We start from the raw sequence: 16,583 nt of genomic DNA, 5'->3' as shown, positions 1-16,583 counted from the left end.
GTAAGAATGATTTGGAGATACCGATGGGGATATAACTATTTTATTTAGGACGGTGCAATTAAAATGGATTTACAGAAAGGGAAATTATATTGGAACACGACTTTTTCTAATACACCTTCTTATCCTCGTTTGGACGAAGATATAAAATGTGACGTACTAATAATAGGAGCAGGAAGTTCGGGTGCTCAATCAGCATACTATTTGAGTGAATCAGATTTAAATATTGTTATCGTTGATAAAAGAAAGGTAGGACATGGAAGTAACCTTACAAATACAGCACTTATTCAATATTTAGGTGATAAGATGTTTTATGAACTTGTAAATACATTTGGGGAAGAGTATGCAGTTAAGCATATGAAATTATGTGAACAAGCTATTAATGATATTGAATATGCTGATCAAAACTTGCCTTATTGCTCTGACTTTAAACGACGTGACAGCTTATATTATGCAAGTTATGAAGAGGATATAAAGAAATTAGAAAAGGAACTGTATTATTTACATAAGCATGATTTTAAAGCGGCTTGGTTATCAGAAAAACAAATTGGACAGAGATATCCATTTAAAAAACGTGCAGCTATTTATACGTATAATGATGGTGAAATAAATCCTTATAAATTTACACATAGTTTATTAGAACAAGCCTCTAATAAAGGAGTTCACATTTATGAAGATACAGAGATTGTTGGCAAAAAGTTAGAGAAAGAATGTGCTATCTTTTATACAAAGGAGGGCAATTCTATTACTGCCAATAAAGTAATTGTGGCTGCAGGATATGAAGGATTGGAATTTAAAAAGGAAAAGAACGCTACACTGATTAGCTCATATGCAATTGTTACTAATCCTGTGGAAGATTTATCTTCTTGGTATAAACGCACTCTCATTTGGGAAACTGCGAGACCATATATTTATATGAGAACTACTGTAGATAATAGGATTATTATAGGTGGATTAGATGAAGATACAAACATTGCTCAAGAAAGAGATTCAAAATTAATCCATAAAAAAGAGAAATTAGTGAATGAATTTAATAAGCTCTTTCCCAATATAACAGTTGAACCTGAATTTTATTTAAGTGCTTTTTATGGTGGTACTCATGATGGTTTACCTATAATTGGAATGTATGAAGAGTTTCCAAATTGTCACTTTATCTATGCGTATGGAGATAATGGATTAGTTTATAGTATGGTACTTTCTAAAATTGTTCGAGATATAATTATTAACGGTTCAAGTCCAGATTTGAATTTATATTTACAAACTAGACCAAAACTAAATGAGTAAACTGCATGTATACAAAATCATAGTAGTAAGGAGCATATTTAGGATTCCATTATAAAAAAGCTATTTTAAATGTATTAGTTTCATGTGACTATTTGTTATGTTTATGAATGCTTAAATAAAGCATTCATAAACAATATTATTTGTTAAATCCATTCATTTTACTAAGTTCAGTTATTTGTATAATCCATTCTTTTTTTAGGTAGGGTAGAGTTGCTTGGATATGATGATATTCCCATTCTTCCTCAATGGTAGGGTAAAGATTAAATAAGTATTTTTCTTCATCATTTGTTACACTTGCTTTAGGATTGCCAGTAAGTTTAAAATAAATGTCGCACCATCCGCTATAGTTTGTTAACATGAATAAAAAATTAGGACATGTGAATTCGATGAGGTATATTTCTTTCTCTAATTGAATATCTGATAGTAATTCTCTTGCAGTCTCATAAGTAGGCTTCTTTTGGTAACCATTGCATGAATGCCATGCCCAAATGGGTAAATCTATAATAAATTCAATACCTTTCTGTTTCATGTGTCTTACAATGTATTTATATGCTGTGCAATCTTCTTTACTAACAAAAATAGGATCGGCTATAAGCTTACCTTCATTCAAAAGTGTATTTATGGCATTTTGGTTTTGAAAAGTCCATAGGATTGTTGAATCTATAGATGTATTTAAGTTTGATTGTTTATAAAATTGTTTTTTCATCTTTCTCTCCATTTTCTTTTTTATTTTATAAGAGTTTAAGATAAGTACAAAGTGCATTATATTTTTATCTTTATTAAGAGTTGGAAAAATCCATTAAAGATAGAAGAGTTTGTTTGCAATTACAAAAAATGATTCTTATAATCATTTAAAAATAACAGAAGTATTTGTTCTAATAAAGAATGAATTGTGCTTTAAGAATTAGAAAGGATAGCCATGCAAAATAAAATTATTGTTATGTTTCAAAAAGATTTTCGTTTATATGATAACCCAGCTCTATTTGAGGCTGTTCAGTCTGGTGAGGTTCTTCCTGTATATATACAAGATGAAACTTTTTCAATAGGAAGTGCGTCAAAGTGGTGGTTGCACCATGCTGTAATAGATGTAAAGAAGCAACTTGAGGCATTGGGCTCTACTTTAATAATTCGTAAAGGACGTACGGAGGAAGAAATACTTTCTCTCATAGAGCAATTAGATATAACGGCTGTATATTGGAATATTTGTTATGATCCGGACAGATTACAATCTAATCAAAAAATGAAAATGATGTTAGAGGATAAAGGTATTATCTGTAAAGAATTTAATTCGCATTTATTATTAGAACCGTGGATTATTAAAAAGAAAGATAACACTGAATATAAGGTGTTTACGCCTTTTTACAATGCATTTCAAAAGCAGGTAATACCTAAACCTTTTAGCAGAGTGCAGAGTATAAAGTGGGGGAACTCTTTACCAGCAAGCTTATCTGTTTCAGAATTACAATTGTTGCCGATTATACCGTGGACATCTCATATGGAAGTAATATGGGATCCGACAGAAGAAGGGGCATATAAAACATTCAAGAAATTTTTCTCTAGTAAATTAGTCTCTTATAGTGAAGGAAGAGATTTTCCAGGTCAAAATGTCCATTCGATGTTGGCACCGTATCTTTCATTTGGTCAAATATCAGTAAAGCTAATGTTTCATTACTTAATAAATAAAAGTACCGAAAGACAATGTAGTCTTTTTGAAAAACAAGTTAATAGCTTTATACGTCAATTAATTTGGCGAGAGTTTTCTTATTATTTACTATATCATTATCCATTTACAGTATATAAACCTCTTAATAAGAGCTTTGAAAATTTCCCGTGGGATAAGGAAGAGGAGTTATTAAGAGTATGGCAAAAGGGGAAAACGGGTTATCCGTTTATTGATGCGGGAATGCGAGAACTATGGCAAACAGGTTTTATGCATAACCGGGCAAGAATGGCTGTAGCCTCTTTTCTTGTAAAGCATTTGTTAATTCCGTGGCAAGAAGGAGCAAAATGGTTTATGGATACACTACTAGATGCTGATATTGCAAATAATACAATGGGATGGCAATGGGTTGCTGGAAGTGGAGCAGATGCATCACCGTACTTTCGTATTTTTAACCCAATCACACAAGGAGAAAAGTTTGATAAAAATGGAGAGTATATAAGAAGATGGGTACCAGAATTAAGAGATATCCCAAACAAATATATACATAAGCCTTGGGAAGCACCTGAGCATATTTTACAAAAATCCAATATAAAACTTGGGGATACATATCCTTTTCCGATTGTTGATCATAAGGCAGCACGGGAGAGAGCCCTTTGTGCATATAAAAGTATGAAAGAATTTGTATGAAATAGGTTAAACAATATGTATTTTGAATTTTAATATTAGAATTTTATCCATTACAAGGACATACTAATCATATAAAGTTTCTATAATCTTCTAGTAAAAAGGAGAATGTTTATGAAAAAATCTAGTATTATAGTATTTTTACTAACATATGGTTTGTTTTATGTTTCTAGTGTTTTATTCCCTATTGATCGTACTTGGTATGATGCGTTAGAAAAGCCGTCTTGGACACCATCTGGTATGACAATCGGAATGATATGGGCTGTATTATTTGGACTTATTGCATTATCAGTTGCAATTATTTACAACAACTATGGATTCAAGCCAAAAACATTTTGGTTTATTTTCCTTTTAAATTATATGTTCAATCAAGCGTTCAGCTACTTTCAATTTAGCCAAAAAAATTTATTTTTAGCAACAGTAGATTGTTTACTAGTCGCTATTACTACGTTACTTCTCATTATGTTTTCTTCCAATTTATCTAAAGTATCGGCATGGTTGCTAATCCCATATTTTTTATGGTCTGCATTTGCTACATATTTATCTTGGACAATTTATAGTATAAATTAAAGACGTAAATGAAAACTTGAGCACAAAGAAAATGCTCGAGTTTTTATGTTTATTAATGATAATCTAAAGTATAGAATATACACATCTTAGGGAGGTCATATGTGTGAAGAAATGGATAAAAATTGTTCTGTACTCTGTATTAGGTATTTTAATGATCGGAAGTATTACTTTTTTAACTTGGTCTCAGTTTACTTATAAACCAACGAAAGAGGCTTTGTCTTTAGTAGATGATAAAAAAGATGCAGATTATATAGTTTTTGGAGAGAAAGATGCAAAAATAGGAGTTATTTTTTATCAAGGAGCTAAAGTAGAAGCCGAGGCTTATAGTTACTTAGGAGAAGCTCTTGCAAAAGATGGGCATTTTGTAGTAATGCCTAAGTTACCATTAAATTTAGCGATATTTGGAATAAATGAGGTAGATAGTGTAATTGAACAGTATCCTGAAGTTCAAAAATGGTATGTTGCTGGGCATTCAATGGGTGGAGCTATGATTTCTAGGTATGCCTTTCAACATGAAGAAAAGGTAGACGGGATTATTTTCTTAGGTTCGTATCCTGCAGATGACTTCTCTACTAAGTCGATTCCAATGTTATCAATTTACGGGGAAGTAGATGCTTTAGCAACTGTAGAAAAAATAGAGAACAATAAAAAGTTAATGTCAAAGAATAATACTATGCACATGATAAAAGGGGGGAATCATGCTAATTTTGGCATGTACGGTGAGCAAAAAGGTGATAATGCGAGTTTAATTACGCCAAAAGCACAACGAGATGAAACAGTGAAAGTAATTGAAGAATGGTTATTGAAACAATGATAACGAATTTAATAAATCTACCGAAAGAATTCTCCCAGCGGTAGATGGAAGAGAGAATAAAGAGCCAACTCGTATGAATTGGCTCTTTTATTTATTTGCTATCTCCAATTGTCCCCTTATTTTCTCCGGAATATCCTCTTTAGAAATAATATCGTAAGAATACACATACTTTCCTTTTACATGAATTTTTAAGTAAGTTTTTCTTATAAAATCATTAGGCGTGTTCGTTCCAACATTATATTCTTTTTCATTGCTTAATTCATCAACAGCTTTTAGTGAGTACATAGCTTTTCCTTTTTGATGATAATCCGGAACACCATATCCTTTCGCAACGGCATATACATTTTTTTCTTCAGCAATCGGATTAAATCTGTCTAAATCCCCGCGTAATATGAAAGGTAGTAAGTATATAGGAAGGCCTATTCCTAATATGCAAATTACAAATTTTTTCATTATCGTTTCTCCTCTTGTTCATTTACATGCTTCAGTATAGAAAAAAATTCTTATAAATATAGAGGGAAATTTCTTAAGGTTTTCTTAATAAAGTTTAACCGTGTGAAAAAAACTAACTTGAGCATTAAGCTTGCGGAATGAATAACCAAATAACTTTTTTCTTTATTTTTTGATATTTCTTAAGAACCTATCAAGAAATAAGTGAGTTTTAGGATTTAGAATAAATGTATCTTACAGTAATAAGAGAATTATCTAAATAAATTAGAGTGAGAACAATTAAAGAAAGTATCTTGTGGGGTGCTGCTTTCTTTTAGAATAGAGAACCCCATGGGTCAGTTACATGTAATGCAGCGCTGCGCTTCTATGTCACTGAAAAATCCAATGATAAAAAAAAGAGGGGGAAGGCATTTTTTATTGAAGTTTGTTAATGATAGATTTTTAACTAGTTAGGGGGGAGCGTAAAATAGATTATTAATCTCTTTAATAATTTTTATTTTCCTTATAGTTGGCATGTTCTATTAGAAATTTTAAATTTTGGAAGGAGAATCAATAATTATGGGTAAGAAAAGAAGAATAAGTAATAAGTTATTACTTGTCAGTGCAATTTTTACAATAGCAATTCCTTCAGTCTCATATGCGGAGGAAGTAATTTCACCTGAAAATTTTACGAGTTCTTCAAGTTTGTATGAGGGACGGAATACGGAAGTATTGAAAACAAGCTTATATCCTGATACATATAACTATCCGTTTAACTACCAATTTAGTTCGAAATTAAAGGAAGCAAACACAACTATAAAAAAAGTAGACAATAGTGATGATGAAAATCCTATTATATCTACTACTCTTTCATTTATTCGCCATATGAATAGTGAAGATTATAAATCTGCATTTGATTTAACCTCAAGGTCATTACAGAAAATAATATCCGAAGAATGGTTGAAGAGCTATTGGGGGGGACTCCCAGTGCAATTACAAGCAGGTTCTTTTATAGAAATTGGAGAGGTTACACAAAAAGAGACAAATCCTGTTCATACAAATGTGGAGATTCAATTAGTTTTTGAAAAAATGACTGTACCTTTACTAATTAAACTAGATCCATCTGGAAAAATAGACGATTTTCAACTCAGCATGTCGTTTAGTCCTGTTGCAGAGCGTCCATCATATAGTAAGCCTGAGTCATTTGTTGATAAAGAAGTAGTAGTTGGAAGTGGTGCATTTCCATTACCAGGAACATTGTCGGTTCCAAAAGGAAAGGGGCCTTTTCCAGCGGTTATTCTTGTTCAAGGATCAGGAGCAACTGATCAGGATGAAACAGCGTTTGCTTTAAAACCATTTCGCGATTTAGCTGAAGGTCTTGCATCGAAGGGAATTGCTGTCCTTCGCTATAATAAAAGAACGTATGAACATGGGTTGAAAACACAATTCAGTCCCTTTTATACAGTTGATAAAGAGACAACAGATGATGCTCTTCTTGTAACTCAATTTCTTAAAAATGAGCCTCTAATAAATAAGAATCAAATATATATTCTTGGTCATAGTCAAGGTGGAATGATGCTTCCGAAAATGATTGAAAAAGACCAAAATAAAAATATTGCTGGAGCAATTGTAATGGGAGGGCCAGCTCGTACGATCCAAGACGTTGTTTTAGATCAATTTGAGTACCTTTTCTCTATTGGAGCAATGAACCTGGATCAATATAAATTCTACAAATCGCAATTTGAATTATTAAATGATCCCAATTTCTCTGGTCAGAATCCCCCAAAAGATTTTTACTTAGGGTCAGCAGTATTTTGGGATTCTATACGGAAAATTAAAGCGGCAGAAATGTCAAAAGAACAAAAGACACCGCTTCTTATTATTCAAGGAGAAAGAGACTATCAAGTTCAATCAAAAATTGAAATTCCTCTTTGGAAAGAACAATTAAAAGAACGAGATAACGTAGATTATCGACTATATCCAAAGTTAAATCATTTCTTTACAGAGGGTGATGGGGAAATAAGTAAGCCAGATGAATATTATAGTCCTGCTAATATCCCTGAGTATGTTATAAATGATATTGCTGCTTGGGTGCAAGGCAGATCGCAATTAAATTAGCAACCATATGTTTTAATAAGGACTTTCTTTCCGTAATCAAAATAGAAATATTTTGATTAGGTTGTATGTTTTTTTAAAGCACTCTTTGAAAAGGAGTGCTTTTTTATTTTGCTATGATTTCTATAAAACAATGGGCTTACCTTCCAAACAAATCGTTATTTGGAGCGCTTTTATCAAAGCAAAGTGCTTGTGACATTTCTTTGATATTAAAAACATGAATAACTTATTGTGTAAAATTTTTTGAAAATTTAGGTTTAACATCTTTAAAATAGGTGTATTACATATTACATAACAACTAAATAAAAAAATAAAAAATCTAAAGGAGGAAAGATACGATGCATACGAATGAAAGAAAAACGGTAGTTTATGAATATCAAAATGAACAGGAAGTAGTTATGAAAGTAAAAGAGCTAGAATTGCAAGGGATTCGCCACGATGACATTTATGTTTTAGCACATGAAAAACATATAACAAAAAGGATTGCGGATGATACAAACACAAATACGATTGGAGTAAAAGAACAAGGATTGGGAACAAGTATTATCAACTTTTTCTCCAAAAAAGGGGACGAACTTCGAAATCAAATGGAAGAAATGGGGTTGTCGAAGGAGGAAGCTAACTTATATGAAGAAAAACTAGATCAAGGGAAGATTTTACTCCTAGTAACAGCTGAAGTACCAATGGCGAATGCTAGGCAGCCGCAAAACTATCATTCTCTGTAATAGATTGCAACATCTGATAAATAGGTAAGGGAATTATTTTAGTTTGTAGCATGGAAGAAAATAAAAATAGAAAAGGATGAGAAAAATGAAACATACAATATTTAAATATGCTGTGATTGGAATTACGACCGGAGTCATAGTCTCCCTATTAAAAAAAGAAAATCGGAAAGCTATACAAACAAAAGGAAAAAGCGTAAAAGAAAAACTACAAGAAGGAAACATAAAGGAAACATTGGAGAAGGTAACTGAGACAAGTAAACAATTTTCTGTAACTGCAGCTAATGTTGCAAAACAAACATTACCACAACTGCTTACAGCCACACCAGTTGTCATTTCTACCATTAAAGACTTAACAGAAAACGAAAATAATAAAAAGAAAACAGGTGAAAAGGATTACGAAATAAATGAAAATAGTAAGAACTTAGACGGGGAAAAAACGAAAAATGAAAAGAAATATGTGAAAGAAGGGAAAGAAGAGAGTGCCTAGATGTAATTCTAAAAATAGAAAGTGAGGAAAAAAGTATGAAATCTCTGTATGCAATTGATGTAGGAATTGGCTTTACCAAAAGGGCATATCGACAGGATGTAGATTCTGAGATGACAATCAAGAGTGAAGCTTCCACACTAGCCCCTGTACCTAATCATGCTGAAAGTGAAGATTTAACAAAGGTAAGTTTTATAGACTTAGATTTTGCATACTACATGGGAAATGAAGCACATCAATCTGACGCTTCGTTTCTTCCTCCATTTGACGAAGAAATAGAAAATTATTATGAAAGCGAACGATTTAAACAACAAATATTTGGTTGCATTGCAAAGGATTATAAAGAAAATGTCGTGTTACCTCTAGTTGTTACTGGGCTCCCCGTTACTTGTTTTGGTAGTCAGCATGAGCAATTACAACGTGCACTAAAAAAAGAGACTTCCGTACAAATTGATGGGAAATTTATTCATATTACGGTGGAAAATGCTTTGATTCTTCAGCAACCGGTCGCTTTACATGCCTATTTCTTAAAAGAGGGAATCATTCAGGAACGAGATCGCATCTTAATTATTGATGGCGGATTTCGTACAGTAGAAATGACAGATATGAAACAGAATGTCATTTTAAATCATTATGAGGCGGAACTAGGATGTAGCAAGCCTTTGAAAAATATTAAGAATATCGTGCAGAATCATGAGGGTGAAAGTAATCAATTGCATATTAACGACATGCCAAACATATTAGAAAAAGGATATGAATGTCGAGAAGAAAATCATGAGGCAAGTCAGGTTCATACTTTGATTCAAAAAGAGTTGGATGCACACTTCCAAGACGTCATGCGTGTATTACAAGAACAATTTAAGTTAGAACAGTATAACACTATTATTTGGACAGGAGGAATAGTAGATCTCCACAAAAAACGAATTGAAAAAATGCAAAGTGAAATTTCTTCTTTCCGTATGGTAGACGCTTCGAAAGAGGCTGCACTCCATGGATACTACATTATTGGGAGTCAAGTATTTGAGGACATCACCAATCAATCTGCATATGAATCCAAATTATAATAACGAATGAAATGGAGTTCGTTGAATAGACGTGCCAAATTATGTAGCTTCTTTTCCACATATAATAAATTCTTTATAAGAAAAGATAAAAAGTGCTTGTATAGAGGAAATGTTTAAAATTGAAAATAAAAATAACTAATATATAGGGGGTCTTCCTTTTAAAAGAATAAGACCTCCTATGTTATTTATTTTGTAATTTAGATGATCTAAAAACTCTTCCTCCAAGACATGAATACCTACATACAAATTTCGTATTACGGATATGATTCGATCAAACATAAAACTATTTAGAAAGGAAGAATAATATGGAATGCATAAAAATGACGAAATGGAGTTGGTATCATGTGAAAACTAGTGAGCTTGAAAAACTTTCTTCTATAATCCCTCGTGATGTAACATCTTATTTCGCTCAATTTGTAAAGAAAATAAGTTCTCCTTGTGAAAATGGATTATATGTTTATACGTTATCACCAAGTCAAACTTGTGTATATGGTTCGTTTTTATATGATCAAGATAAAAAGGACGCCAAAATTCAAAAATTTCTTCATTATTTCGTAGCTGATGGAATACTGATAACAGTTCAGGAAAAAGAGGAAGAGGATTTCCAAAAAATAATACACAATTTCCCTATGGGTACAAAAAATTGTAATAGTTCCGCTGAAGGATTATGTGCTATCTTATCAATGTTTATATCTCATTATTTGCGAAAGGTTGACTACTTTGAAAACAATTTCAGAAATGTATTATGGGATTTTTATCATCATAATAACATAGCAGTTTTAGAAAGGATTTATCATATTCGTCATGAATTATTTATGAACACACATGTGTTTCGCTTAATACAAGAAGTGTTACAAGGCCTAAAAGAAGCTTGGTTAGAAAAACTAACAAACACCCTTTGTTATAAACAAACATACGTAAAATTAGAGCGTGGATTACAACTTGTTAAAGAGTACCAAGAAGAATTAGACACGATGATTCATTTACAAGAAGTTGTTTCTTCTCATCGTGGGAATGAAATTATGAAAGCTCTTACTGTATTAACTGCTGTGAGTACGCCTTTGACAGCCTTAGGAGCATTATGGGGTATGAATTTTAAATACATGCCTGAACTAGAATGGAAATATAGCTATTTAATCGCTCTCTTATTTATTATTTTCACAACAGCGGGTATGTATATGTATATGCGATTCAAAGGATGGACAGGTGACTTATTACGAGTAAAGAAAAAGAAATCTTTTTTTAAATCTAATTAATCCTGTTTATAAAAAATATGATAGATATATGGTTTGTAATATTTATTAATTGAGATAGCCCATATCCCCATCAAGTTAAAGTTTTGATGTCCTCACAATGATAAAAATGGTGAATATTTATATGAAAGATTAGAGCTCTCCTTCCTGTAGGAGAGCTCTAATCTTTGTTTAAAAACTATATCATATACTCTGAAATTTGTCCGGATTCAATTTAGAATATGGCAAAAGAGAACTTACCATTAAAAACAAGCTCTCTTTAAAAGAAATAACGTAATTGAGATACTTATATAGTAACAATTGTTTTCTTCTAATTCCATATGTCATATGTTGAGAAATAAATTATAAATGGATTGATAAAGCTAAAACGAATGATTGACATAATATTTTGACGATAATATAATGAATCTCGAATTCAAGATAACTTGTAAAGGATTGGTAATTATGAGCGTGATTAACGATGAGAGCTTATCTTTAAAGTTATTTGTTATATTATCAAGGGCAATACAGTCAATTACTAAGCGTATTGAAGAGGATATAAAAAGTTATGGACTTAATCCAACTGAATTTGCAGTGCTTGAGCTACTGTATAGTAAAGGCGATCAGCCTATACAAAAAATTGGAGACAAAATATTACTTGCAAGTAGTAGTATCACGTATGTAGTGGATAAGTTGGAAAAGAAGAGGTTCTTAATACGAAAACCATGTCCTAAAGACCGCCGTGTCACGTATGCGTCAATTACTTCAGAAGGTATTGAACTAATGGATATTATTTTTCCTCAGCATAAAGAGGCGATTCAGCAAATATTTGGTGGTTTGGACTATACTGAGAAAAAAATGATAATCGAAAAGTTGAAAAAATTAGGGTATTATGCACTCGAACTATAAATCTTTAGAAATATATCTCGAATTAGTAATGTCCTAATTAAATATAATTTAAATAAATAGGAGGAAAAATTAATAAATGGTAGTAAATTTATTATAATACAAAATGAATAAAGCGTGTAATTTCAATCGGTATAATATGAAATAAAGTTGTTATGTTAATGTATACATATCGTCCTTTAAATTATAAATCTTTCATAAAGCGGAGAGTGGGTATCAAGAATGGAATTACGTCATTTAGAGTATTTTATTCAAGTTTGTAATAATAATAGTTTTACTAAAGCTGCGGAAGTTCTAGGTATTTCACAGCCGACTTTAAGTCAACAAATACGAGTTTTAGAAGGTGAACTTGATACACCCTTGTTTCATCGAGTTGGAAGAGGTATCAAAATGACAGAAGCGGGTAAGCTGCTATTTGATAAAGGAAAATTTATCATGCAACAATTTGATGACGTTTATAATGAAATTTTTGAATTAAAGGGTGTAAAAAGAGGTGTGATTACTATAGGAGGTTTATTAGAGGATCTCACTTATTTAACACCTTATATTATGAAGTTTCAACAACATTATCCCAACATTGTAGTAAAGATTATAGAATCCGAAGTTGCTGTAAATCAAATCGTTGACAAAAATATTGATTTCGGGATTACACGTAGTGCTCAAATTCCAGACACATTAACAAACACCCTTTTGTATAGTGAAGAGCTCGTCCTTGTAATTCCAAAAAATCATCCTTTGAATGAAAAATCATTTGTTTCTTTTCAAGAATTAGTAGGGCTCAGTAGAGTAATGGTTTCATGTAGTTGTCGTGAATCTATTAAGATATATTGTGAGAGTTTAGGGTTATCTTTATCTGAAGCAAATATAGAAACAAAATCTTCTATTTCTCTATTGAGCCTTGTATACAATGGACATGGTGTTGCCATAATACCTCTTTCACTGGTTAACTTTGTTAATAATGATACTTTGAGCATAGTTCGTATTACTGATCCAACACCAAGTCAAGATATTAATCTTATACACTTTGATGATAAATTTTTAAGTTTTGCAGCACGCATCTTTATGCAGAAGTTAAATGATTCTCAAAAAGTATCAGTGTAATAGAAATAATAATGATCCTAGTGTAACAATTGAAAAAATTAAAATCTATATTAAAGTCGAAGGACAGTGGATTTATATGTGTGGTGTAGTCGATCAAAAAGGGGGATACCATTGACTTTTAATTAAGGAAAAAAGGACAGACTTTGCAAGGAGAGAAGGCTATCAAAAACAAGTTAAGTTAATCAATCAATTCTTCGGTCTTATCGCATAGTAACAGATTCCATGTAGGGATATACACTGCTATTTTGAATTTATATATCCTTATTGTAGAAAGAAAACCACCGGCATTATACCGGTGGTTTTGATTTAGAAAGCAAAGCAAGTACAACCAATACCCCATTTAGTTCCATCTTTTCCTATTACGGTATGGGTGTGTTGATGGAGAGGGTTACTACAACTATGTAACTTGTTATCATGGGAATCGTGAGAAAGTATAGTGTTGGCTAGGTTAGCACCACCATACCCATAAACGCCCGTCGGTGACCAATCAGGTGATGCTGGCGGCAATTCAGGTGATAAGTTTTTAAATTCATTATTTCCATAAACAACCTGCCCACCCATAATGGTGAGCAATGATTCAAGGTCTTTGATTTCTTCTTCCGGCACAGTAAAGTAGTCAGCAGACAATACAGCAATATCAGCAAACTGACCTACTGCCAGGGTTCCTTTTTTACCTTCATCGCCAGAGAACCACGCACTTCCTTTTGAATATAATTCCAGGGCTACTTTTCTATCAAGTTTATTTTTTTCATCGTATATGGAAAGCCCACCAATGGTTTTTCCAGCAACCATCCAGTAAAGAGCAACCCAAGGGTTATAGCTGGAAACCCTGGTTGCATCACTACCGGCGCCAACAGGTATACCAAGGTCTAACATACGATAAATTGGAGGAGTATGCTTTGCAGCTTCCTTTCCGTATAAGTCAACAAAGTATTCACCTTGAAAAGCCATGCGGTCTTGGATGGCAATACCGCCATTTAAAGCCTTAACACGTTCCATACTACGATCTGAGATTGTTTCTGCATGATCAAACCACCAGCGTAGCCCATTAAAAGGAATTTCTCTGTTAACTTCCTCAAATACATTTAAGAAACGTGTGATTGACTCGTCATAAGTTGCATGTAAACGGAATGGCCAACGGTTTTCCACCAATAGAGAAATTACTTTCTTTAAGTCGGCTTCCATTACTGTAGCTAGTTCGGGCCGTGGCATTTGAAATTTTTCAAAATCGGCTGCCGAGAATACTAACATTTCTCCGGCACCATTCATTTTATACTTATCATTTCCTTGACCGGGAGAAACAATTTTTGCCCATGAAGCAAAGTCTTCATATTCATGATTAGGATTTTGCGTAAATAGATTATAAGCAATACGCAAAGTTAATTGTTCCTTCTCGGCTAAATGTTCAACAACTTTGTAGTCATCAGGGTAATTTTGGAAACCACCACCTGCGTCGATGGCACTTGTAATACCTAATCTATTTAATTCACGCATAAAATGGCGAGTTGAGTTAATCTGGTCGTCAAGATTAAGTACTGGAGCTTTACCCAAACTTGAATAAAGAATAGAAGCGTTAGGGTTAGCAATTAAAAGGCCCGTTGGATTACCTCTTTTATCCCGCTGAATTAAACAGCCTGGAGGGTCTGGGGTATCTTTCGTGTATCCCAGTGCACGTAGCCCTGCACGATTTACAAGTGCTCTATCGTAAAGATGTAGCACAAAGACAGGCGTGTCTTCAGAAACAGCATTAATCTCTTCTAATGTTGGCATCCGTCTCTCTTTAAATTGAAATTCAGACCAACCTCCAACTACTCTTACCCACTGAGGAGCAGGTGTACGCCTTGCCTGTTCTTTGAGCATTTCTAGAGCAATAAAAAGTGATGGCACGCCTTCCCAACGTAATTCCATATTATAATGCAGACCACCACGAATCACGTGTATATGGGAGTCATTCAGGCCTGGAATAGCTCTCTTTCTTTTAAGGTCTATTTTTTTTGTTTTTTCCGTGGCACTATTAAGAAGCTCATCTCCACCTACTGCAGTGACTAAACCATCAGTTATGGCGATAGCAGATACCTCAGGCTGAGAAGGGTCAAGGGTAGTAATTTTTCCGTTATATAAGATCATATCCGGTAAATTCATGTTCACACCTCGTCTACTTTCTATTATTTTGTAACCATGGATGAAATAATTTACCGAAAATCGGCATGACTACCCATGATAGCAAGGACACTATACATACAGAAACAAAAAAAGCTGACATAATAGGATTCATATGTTTTATAATAGGTCCTATCACTTTAGGAACTAACATGCTAAGAGGCCATACACCCAGAAGGGTAACGATAGACATTTTCCATTTTGGCGGTGGAACTGGCGTTTTCGGAGTAACAAACCAATAAGCCAAACTGCTTTCAGTTTTGTAAGTTGGATTAGTGGCTTGAAATTGCTCCGCCGTTTTTAACAAATCCCGGCGAACATCTGATTCTTGCCAAGTACGTAGATGCTCATACGTATCAAAGCGAAAAATAACAGTATACTCTCTGGATTCGTTACTTGGGACTATTAGATTTACACCTAAATGTCCTGGGAATTTAGTAGCCGCAGCCTCAATTTCATGTCTCCATGTTTCAAACTGTTTTTCTCTACCTTCTTGAATTTCCCATGTAACAATGGTTGTTACTGGATTGCCAGCATCCATCGTGTTCCCTGTATAAGTCTCTTCGACAGCTACTCCTTCTTGTTTCATATTTTCCTGCTTGGAAGCGCGCCATGCACCATAGTATATGCGTATTCTACACCTTGACCATAAGCACCAGTGTGTTCCTTTACAATCTCCATTACAGCATCATAAGTGTCTTTGTGTGCCCAGTCACGTTGGTATTCAAGTAAAACTTGAATTGCTGTCACTGGAATTGCACCAGCTTGTTCTACACGACGCATAGCAGCGTTATGTGCTGTCAAACTAGTACCACCTGAAGCATCATCAACTGCATATACCTCATAGCCAGCTTTAATTGCTTCAAGCACAGGGAATGCAAGGCAAACTTCAGTCCAAAGTGCTGCAAATATTAATTTCTTTCTACCGGTTGCTTTAACTGCCTCAACAAATTTCGGATCTTCCCAAGAGTTCATTGAACTACGTTCTATAATTTCATGGTTTGGGAATATATCAAGAATTTGTGGCCAAAAATAACCAGAAAAGCTGCGTGTTTCAACTGTAGTAAGAATAGTAGGTACGTTAAAAGTTTTTGCTGATTTAGCAAGTAGCATAACGTTATTAATCAATGTTTGTCTATCAATACTTGCAACTCCAAAAGTCATTTGAGGTTGAAAATCAATTAAAATTAAGGCACTGTTCTCCGGATTTAACAATTCTAAATTACTCATAATAAAATGCTCCTTTTTCAATTGTTTATTGAAAGTAATGTATCTTCTGTCAATTGAAGCTCTACTATACTTTTTAATTTAAATTTAGTGCTGATTTAATCAGCACTAAATTTATACTATCTACT

At 33.3% G+C, this 16,583-nt stretch carries 16 protein-coding genes; 11 read left to right on the top strand and 5 right to left on the bottom strand.

Annotation, left to right across the window (positions count from 1 at the left end; all coding sequences use genetic code 11):
- Positions 1-63 precede the first annotated feature (63 nt).
- Positions 64-1,281 (top strand): NAD(P)/FAD-dependent oxidoreductase, encoded by a 1,218-nt coding sequence (locus tag ACX9TM_RS15825; RefSeq protein WP_000365634.1) that lies wholly within the window; start codon positions 64-66, stop codon positions 1,279-1,281.
- A gap of 136 nt (positions 1,282-1,417) precedes the next feature.
- On the opposite strand, the gene ACX9TM_RS15820 is transcribed toward ACX9TM_RS15825, so the two are convergent.
- On the bottom strand, positions 1,418-1,987 hold the full coding sequence (locus ACX9TM_RS15820) for a DUF3841 domain-containing protein (protein WP_065382363.1): 570 nt from the start codon (positions 1,985-1,987) through the stop codon (positions 1,418-1,420).
- Positions 1,988-2,200: 213 nt separating this feature from the next.
- Between ACX9TM_RS15820 and ACX9TM_RS15815 the strand changes: the two genes are divergently transcribed.
- The 3 genes from ACX9TM_RS15815 (at position 2,201) to ACX9TM_RS15805 (ending at position 5,012) form a co-directional block, all read left to right on the top strand.
- The gene (locus tag ACX9TM_RS15815; protein WP_001179969.1) at positions 2,201-3,631 is read left to right on the top strand and encodes a cryptochrome/photolyase family protein; all 1,431 of its coding nucleotides are present in this window, start codon (positions 2,201-2,203) and stop codon (positions 3,629-3,631) included.
- 111 nt (positions 3,632-3,742) lie between these two features.
- A complete protein-coding gene (locus ACX9TM_RS15810; RefSeq protein WP_025688067.1) occupies positions 3,743-4,198 on the top strand; it encodes a TspO/MBR family protein in 456 nt (151 codons plus the stop codon).
- A gap of 103 nt (positions 4,199-4,301) precedes the next feature.
- Positions 4,302-5,012 carry an alpha/beta hydrolase gene (locus ACX9TM_RS15805; RefSeq protein WP_025688069.1) on the top strand — a complete coding sequence of 237 codons (711 nt, stop codon included), beginning with the start codon at positions 4,302-4,304 and terminating at the stop codon, positions 5,010-5,012.
- Positions 5,013-5,099: 87 nt separating this feature from the next.
- Here the strand turns inward: ACX9TM_RS15805 and ACX9TM_RS15800 are convergent, their stop codons facing one another.
- Positions 5,100-5,465: a YxeA family protein gene (locus ACX9TM_RS15800; protein WP_065382364.1), complete on the bottom strand. Its 366-nt coding sequence runs from the start codon at positions 5,463-5,465 to the stop codon at positions 5,100-5,102.
- Between the two features lie 555 nt (positions 5,466-6,020).
- On the opposite strand from ACX9TM_RS15800, the gene ACX9TM_RS15795 reads away from it, so the two are divergent.
- The 7 genes from ACX9TM_RS15795 to ACX9TM_RS15765 all read left to right on the top strand — a co-directional run bounded on the left by ACX9TM_RS15795 (position 6,021) and on the right by ACX9TM_RS15765 (position 13,068).
- On the top strand, positions 6,021-7,559 hold the full coding sequence (locus ACX9TM_RS15795; protein ID WP_017673630.1) for an alpha/beta hydrolase: 1,539 nt from the start codon (positions 6,021-6,023) through the stop codon (positions 7,557-7,559).
- 335 nt (positions 7,560-7,894) lie between these two features.
- The gene (locus ACX9TM_RS15790) at positions 7,895-8,281 is read left to right on the top strand and encodes a YflT domain-containing protein (RefSeq protein WP_065382324.1); all 387 of its coding nucleotides are present in this window, start codon (positions 7,895-7,897) and stop codon (positions 8,279-8,281) included.
- Positions 8,282-8,366: 85 nt separating this feature from the next.
- On the top strand, positions 8,367-8,768 hold the full coding sequence (locus tag ACX9TM_RS15785) for a hypothetical protein (RefSeq protein ID WP_000683216.1): 402 nt from the start codon (positions 8,367-8,369) through the stop codon (positions 8,766-8,768).
- Positions 8,769-8,803: 35 nt separating this feature from the next.
- Positions 8,804-9,829, top strand: coding sequence for a ParM/StbA family protein (locus tag ACX9TM_RS15780; protein WP_063220667.1), 1,026 nt, complete (start codon positions 8,804-8,806; stop codon positions 9,827-9,829).
- A gap of 305 nt (positions 9,830-10,134) precedes the next feature.
- Positions 10,135-11,085, top strand: coding sequence for a magnesium transporter CorA family protein (locus tag ACX9TM_RS15775; protein ID WP_000388923.1), 951 nt, complete (start codon positions 10,135-10,137; stop codon positions 11,083-11,085).
- Positions 11,086-11,526: 441 nt separating this feature from the next.
- A complete protein-coding gene (locus ACX9TM_RS15770) occupies positions 11,527-11,970 on the top strand; it encodes a MarR family winged helix-turn-helix transcriptional regulator (protein ID WP_000111421.1) in 444 nt (147 codons plus the stop codon).
- Between the two features lie 219 nt (positions 11,971-12,189).
- A complete protein-coding gene (locus tag ACX9TM_RS15765) occupies positions 12,190-13,068 on the top strand; it encodes a LysR family transcriptional regulator (protein ID WP_063220668.1) in 879 nt (292 codons plus the stop codon).
- 306 nt (positions 13,069-13,374) lie between these two features.
- Here the strand turns inward: ACX9TM_RS15765 and ACX9TM_RS15760 are convergent, their stop codons facing one another.
- The 3 genes from ACX9TM_RS15760 to ACX9TM_RS15750 are packed head-to-tail and all read right to left on the bottom strand — an operon-like array spanning position 13,375 to position 16,458.
- On the bottom strand, positions 13,375-15,210 hold the full coding sequence (locus ACX9TM_RS15760; protein ID WP_001052854.1) for an amidohydrolase: 1,836 nt from the start codon (positions 15,208-15,210) through the stop codon (positions 13,375-13,377).
- A 13-nt stretch (positions 15,211-15,223) separates the two neighbouring features.
- On the bottom strand, positions 15,224-15,817 hold the full coding sequence (locus tag ACX9TM_RS15755) for an antibiotic biosynthesis monooxygenase (RefSeq protein WP_000806860.1): 594 nt from the start codon (positions 15,815-15,817) through the stop codon (positions 15,224-15,226).
- On the bottom strand, positions 15,814-16,458 hold the full coding sequence (locus ACX9TM_RS15750) for a hydrolase (protein WP_000067162.1): 645 nt from the start codon (positions 16,456-16,458) through the stop codon (positions 15,814-15,816). The genes ACX9TM_RS15755 and ACX9TM_RS15750 overlap by 4 nt, the downstream gene beginning before the upstream one ends.
- Between the last annotated feature and the right edge of the window lie 125 nt (positions 16,459-16,583).

Source organism: Bacillus sp. LH1, from assembly GCF_057924895.1.
This window is presented reverse-complemented; position numbering and strand designations above follow the sequence as displayed.

Bases quoted from the DNA above. Each gene is read 5' to 3' on its own strand.
- ACX9TM_RS15790 (WP_065382324.1), top strand. From the start codon at position 7,895: ATGCATACGAATGAAAGAAAAACGGTAGTTTATGAATATCAAAATGAA.
- ACX9TM_RS15825 (WP_000365634.1), top strand. From the start codon at position 64: ATGGATTTACAGAAAGGGAAATTATATTGGAACACGACTTTTTCTAAT.
- ACX9TM_RS15780 (WP_063220667.1), top strand. From the start codon at position 8,804: ATGAAATCTCTGTATGCAATTGATGTAGGAATTGGCTTTACCAAAAGG.
- ACX9TM_RS15760 (WP_001052854.1), bottom strand. From the start codon at position 15,210: ATGAATTTACCGGATATGATCTTATATAACGGAAAAATTACTACCCTT.
- ACX9TM_RS15810 (WP_025688067.1), top strand. From the start codon at position 3,743: ATGAAAAAATCTAGTATTATAGTATTTTTACTAACATATGGTTTGTTT.
- ACX9TM_RS15770 (WP_000111421.1), top strand. From the start codon at position 11,527: ATGAGCGTGATTAACGATGAGAGCTTATCTTTAAAGTTATTTGTTATA.
- ACX9TM_RS15800 (WP_065382364.1), bottom strand. From the start codon at position 5,465: ATGAAAAAATTTGTAATTTGCATATTAGGAATAGGCCTTCCTATATAC.
- ACX9TM_RS15795 (WP_017673630.1), top strand. From the start codon at position 6,021: ATGGGTAAGAAAAGAAGAATAAGTAATAAGTTATTACTTGTCAGTGCA.
- ACX9TM_RS15775 (WP_000388923.1), top strand. From the start codon at position 10,135: ATGGAATGCATAAAAATGACGAAATGGAGTTGGTATCATGTGAAAACT.
- ACX9TM_RS15785 (WP_000683216.1), top strand. From the start codon at position 8,367: ATGAAACATACAATATTTAAATATGCTGTGATTGGAATTACGACCGGA.
- ACX9TM_RS15815 (WP_001179969.1), top strand. From the start codon at position 2,201: ATGCAAAATAAAATTATTGTTATGTTTCAAAAAGATTTTCGTTTATAT.
- ACX9TM_RS15755 (WP_000806860.1), bottom strand. From the start codon at position 15,817: ATGAAACAAGAAGGAGTAGCTGTCGAAGAGACTTATACAGGGAACACG.
- ACX9TM_RS15765 (WP_063220668.1), top strand. From the start codon at position 12,190: ATGGAATTACGTCATTTAGAGTATTTTATTCAAGTTTGTAATAATAAT.
- ACX9TM_RS15820 (WP_065382363.1), bottom strand. From the start codon at position 1,987: ATGAAAAAACAATTTTATAAACAATCAAACTTAAATACATCTATAGAT.
- ACX9TM_RS15750 (WP_000067162.1), bottom strand. From the start codon at position 16,458: ATGAGTAATTTAGAATTGTTAAATCCGGAGAACAGTGCCTTAATTTTA.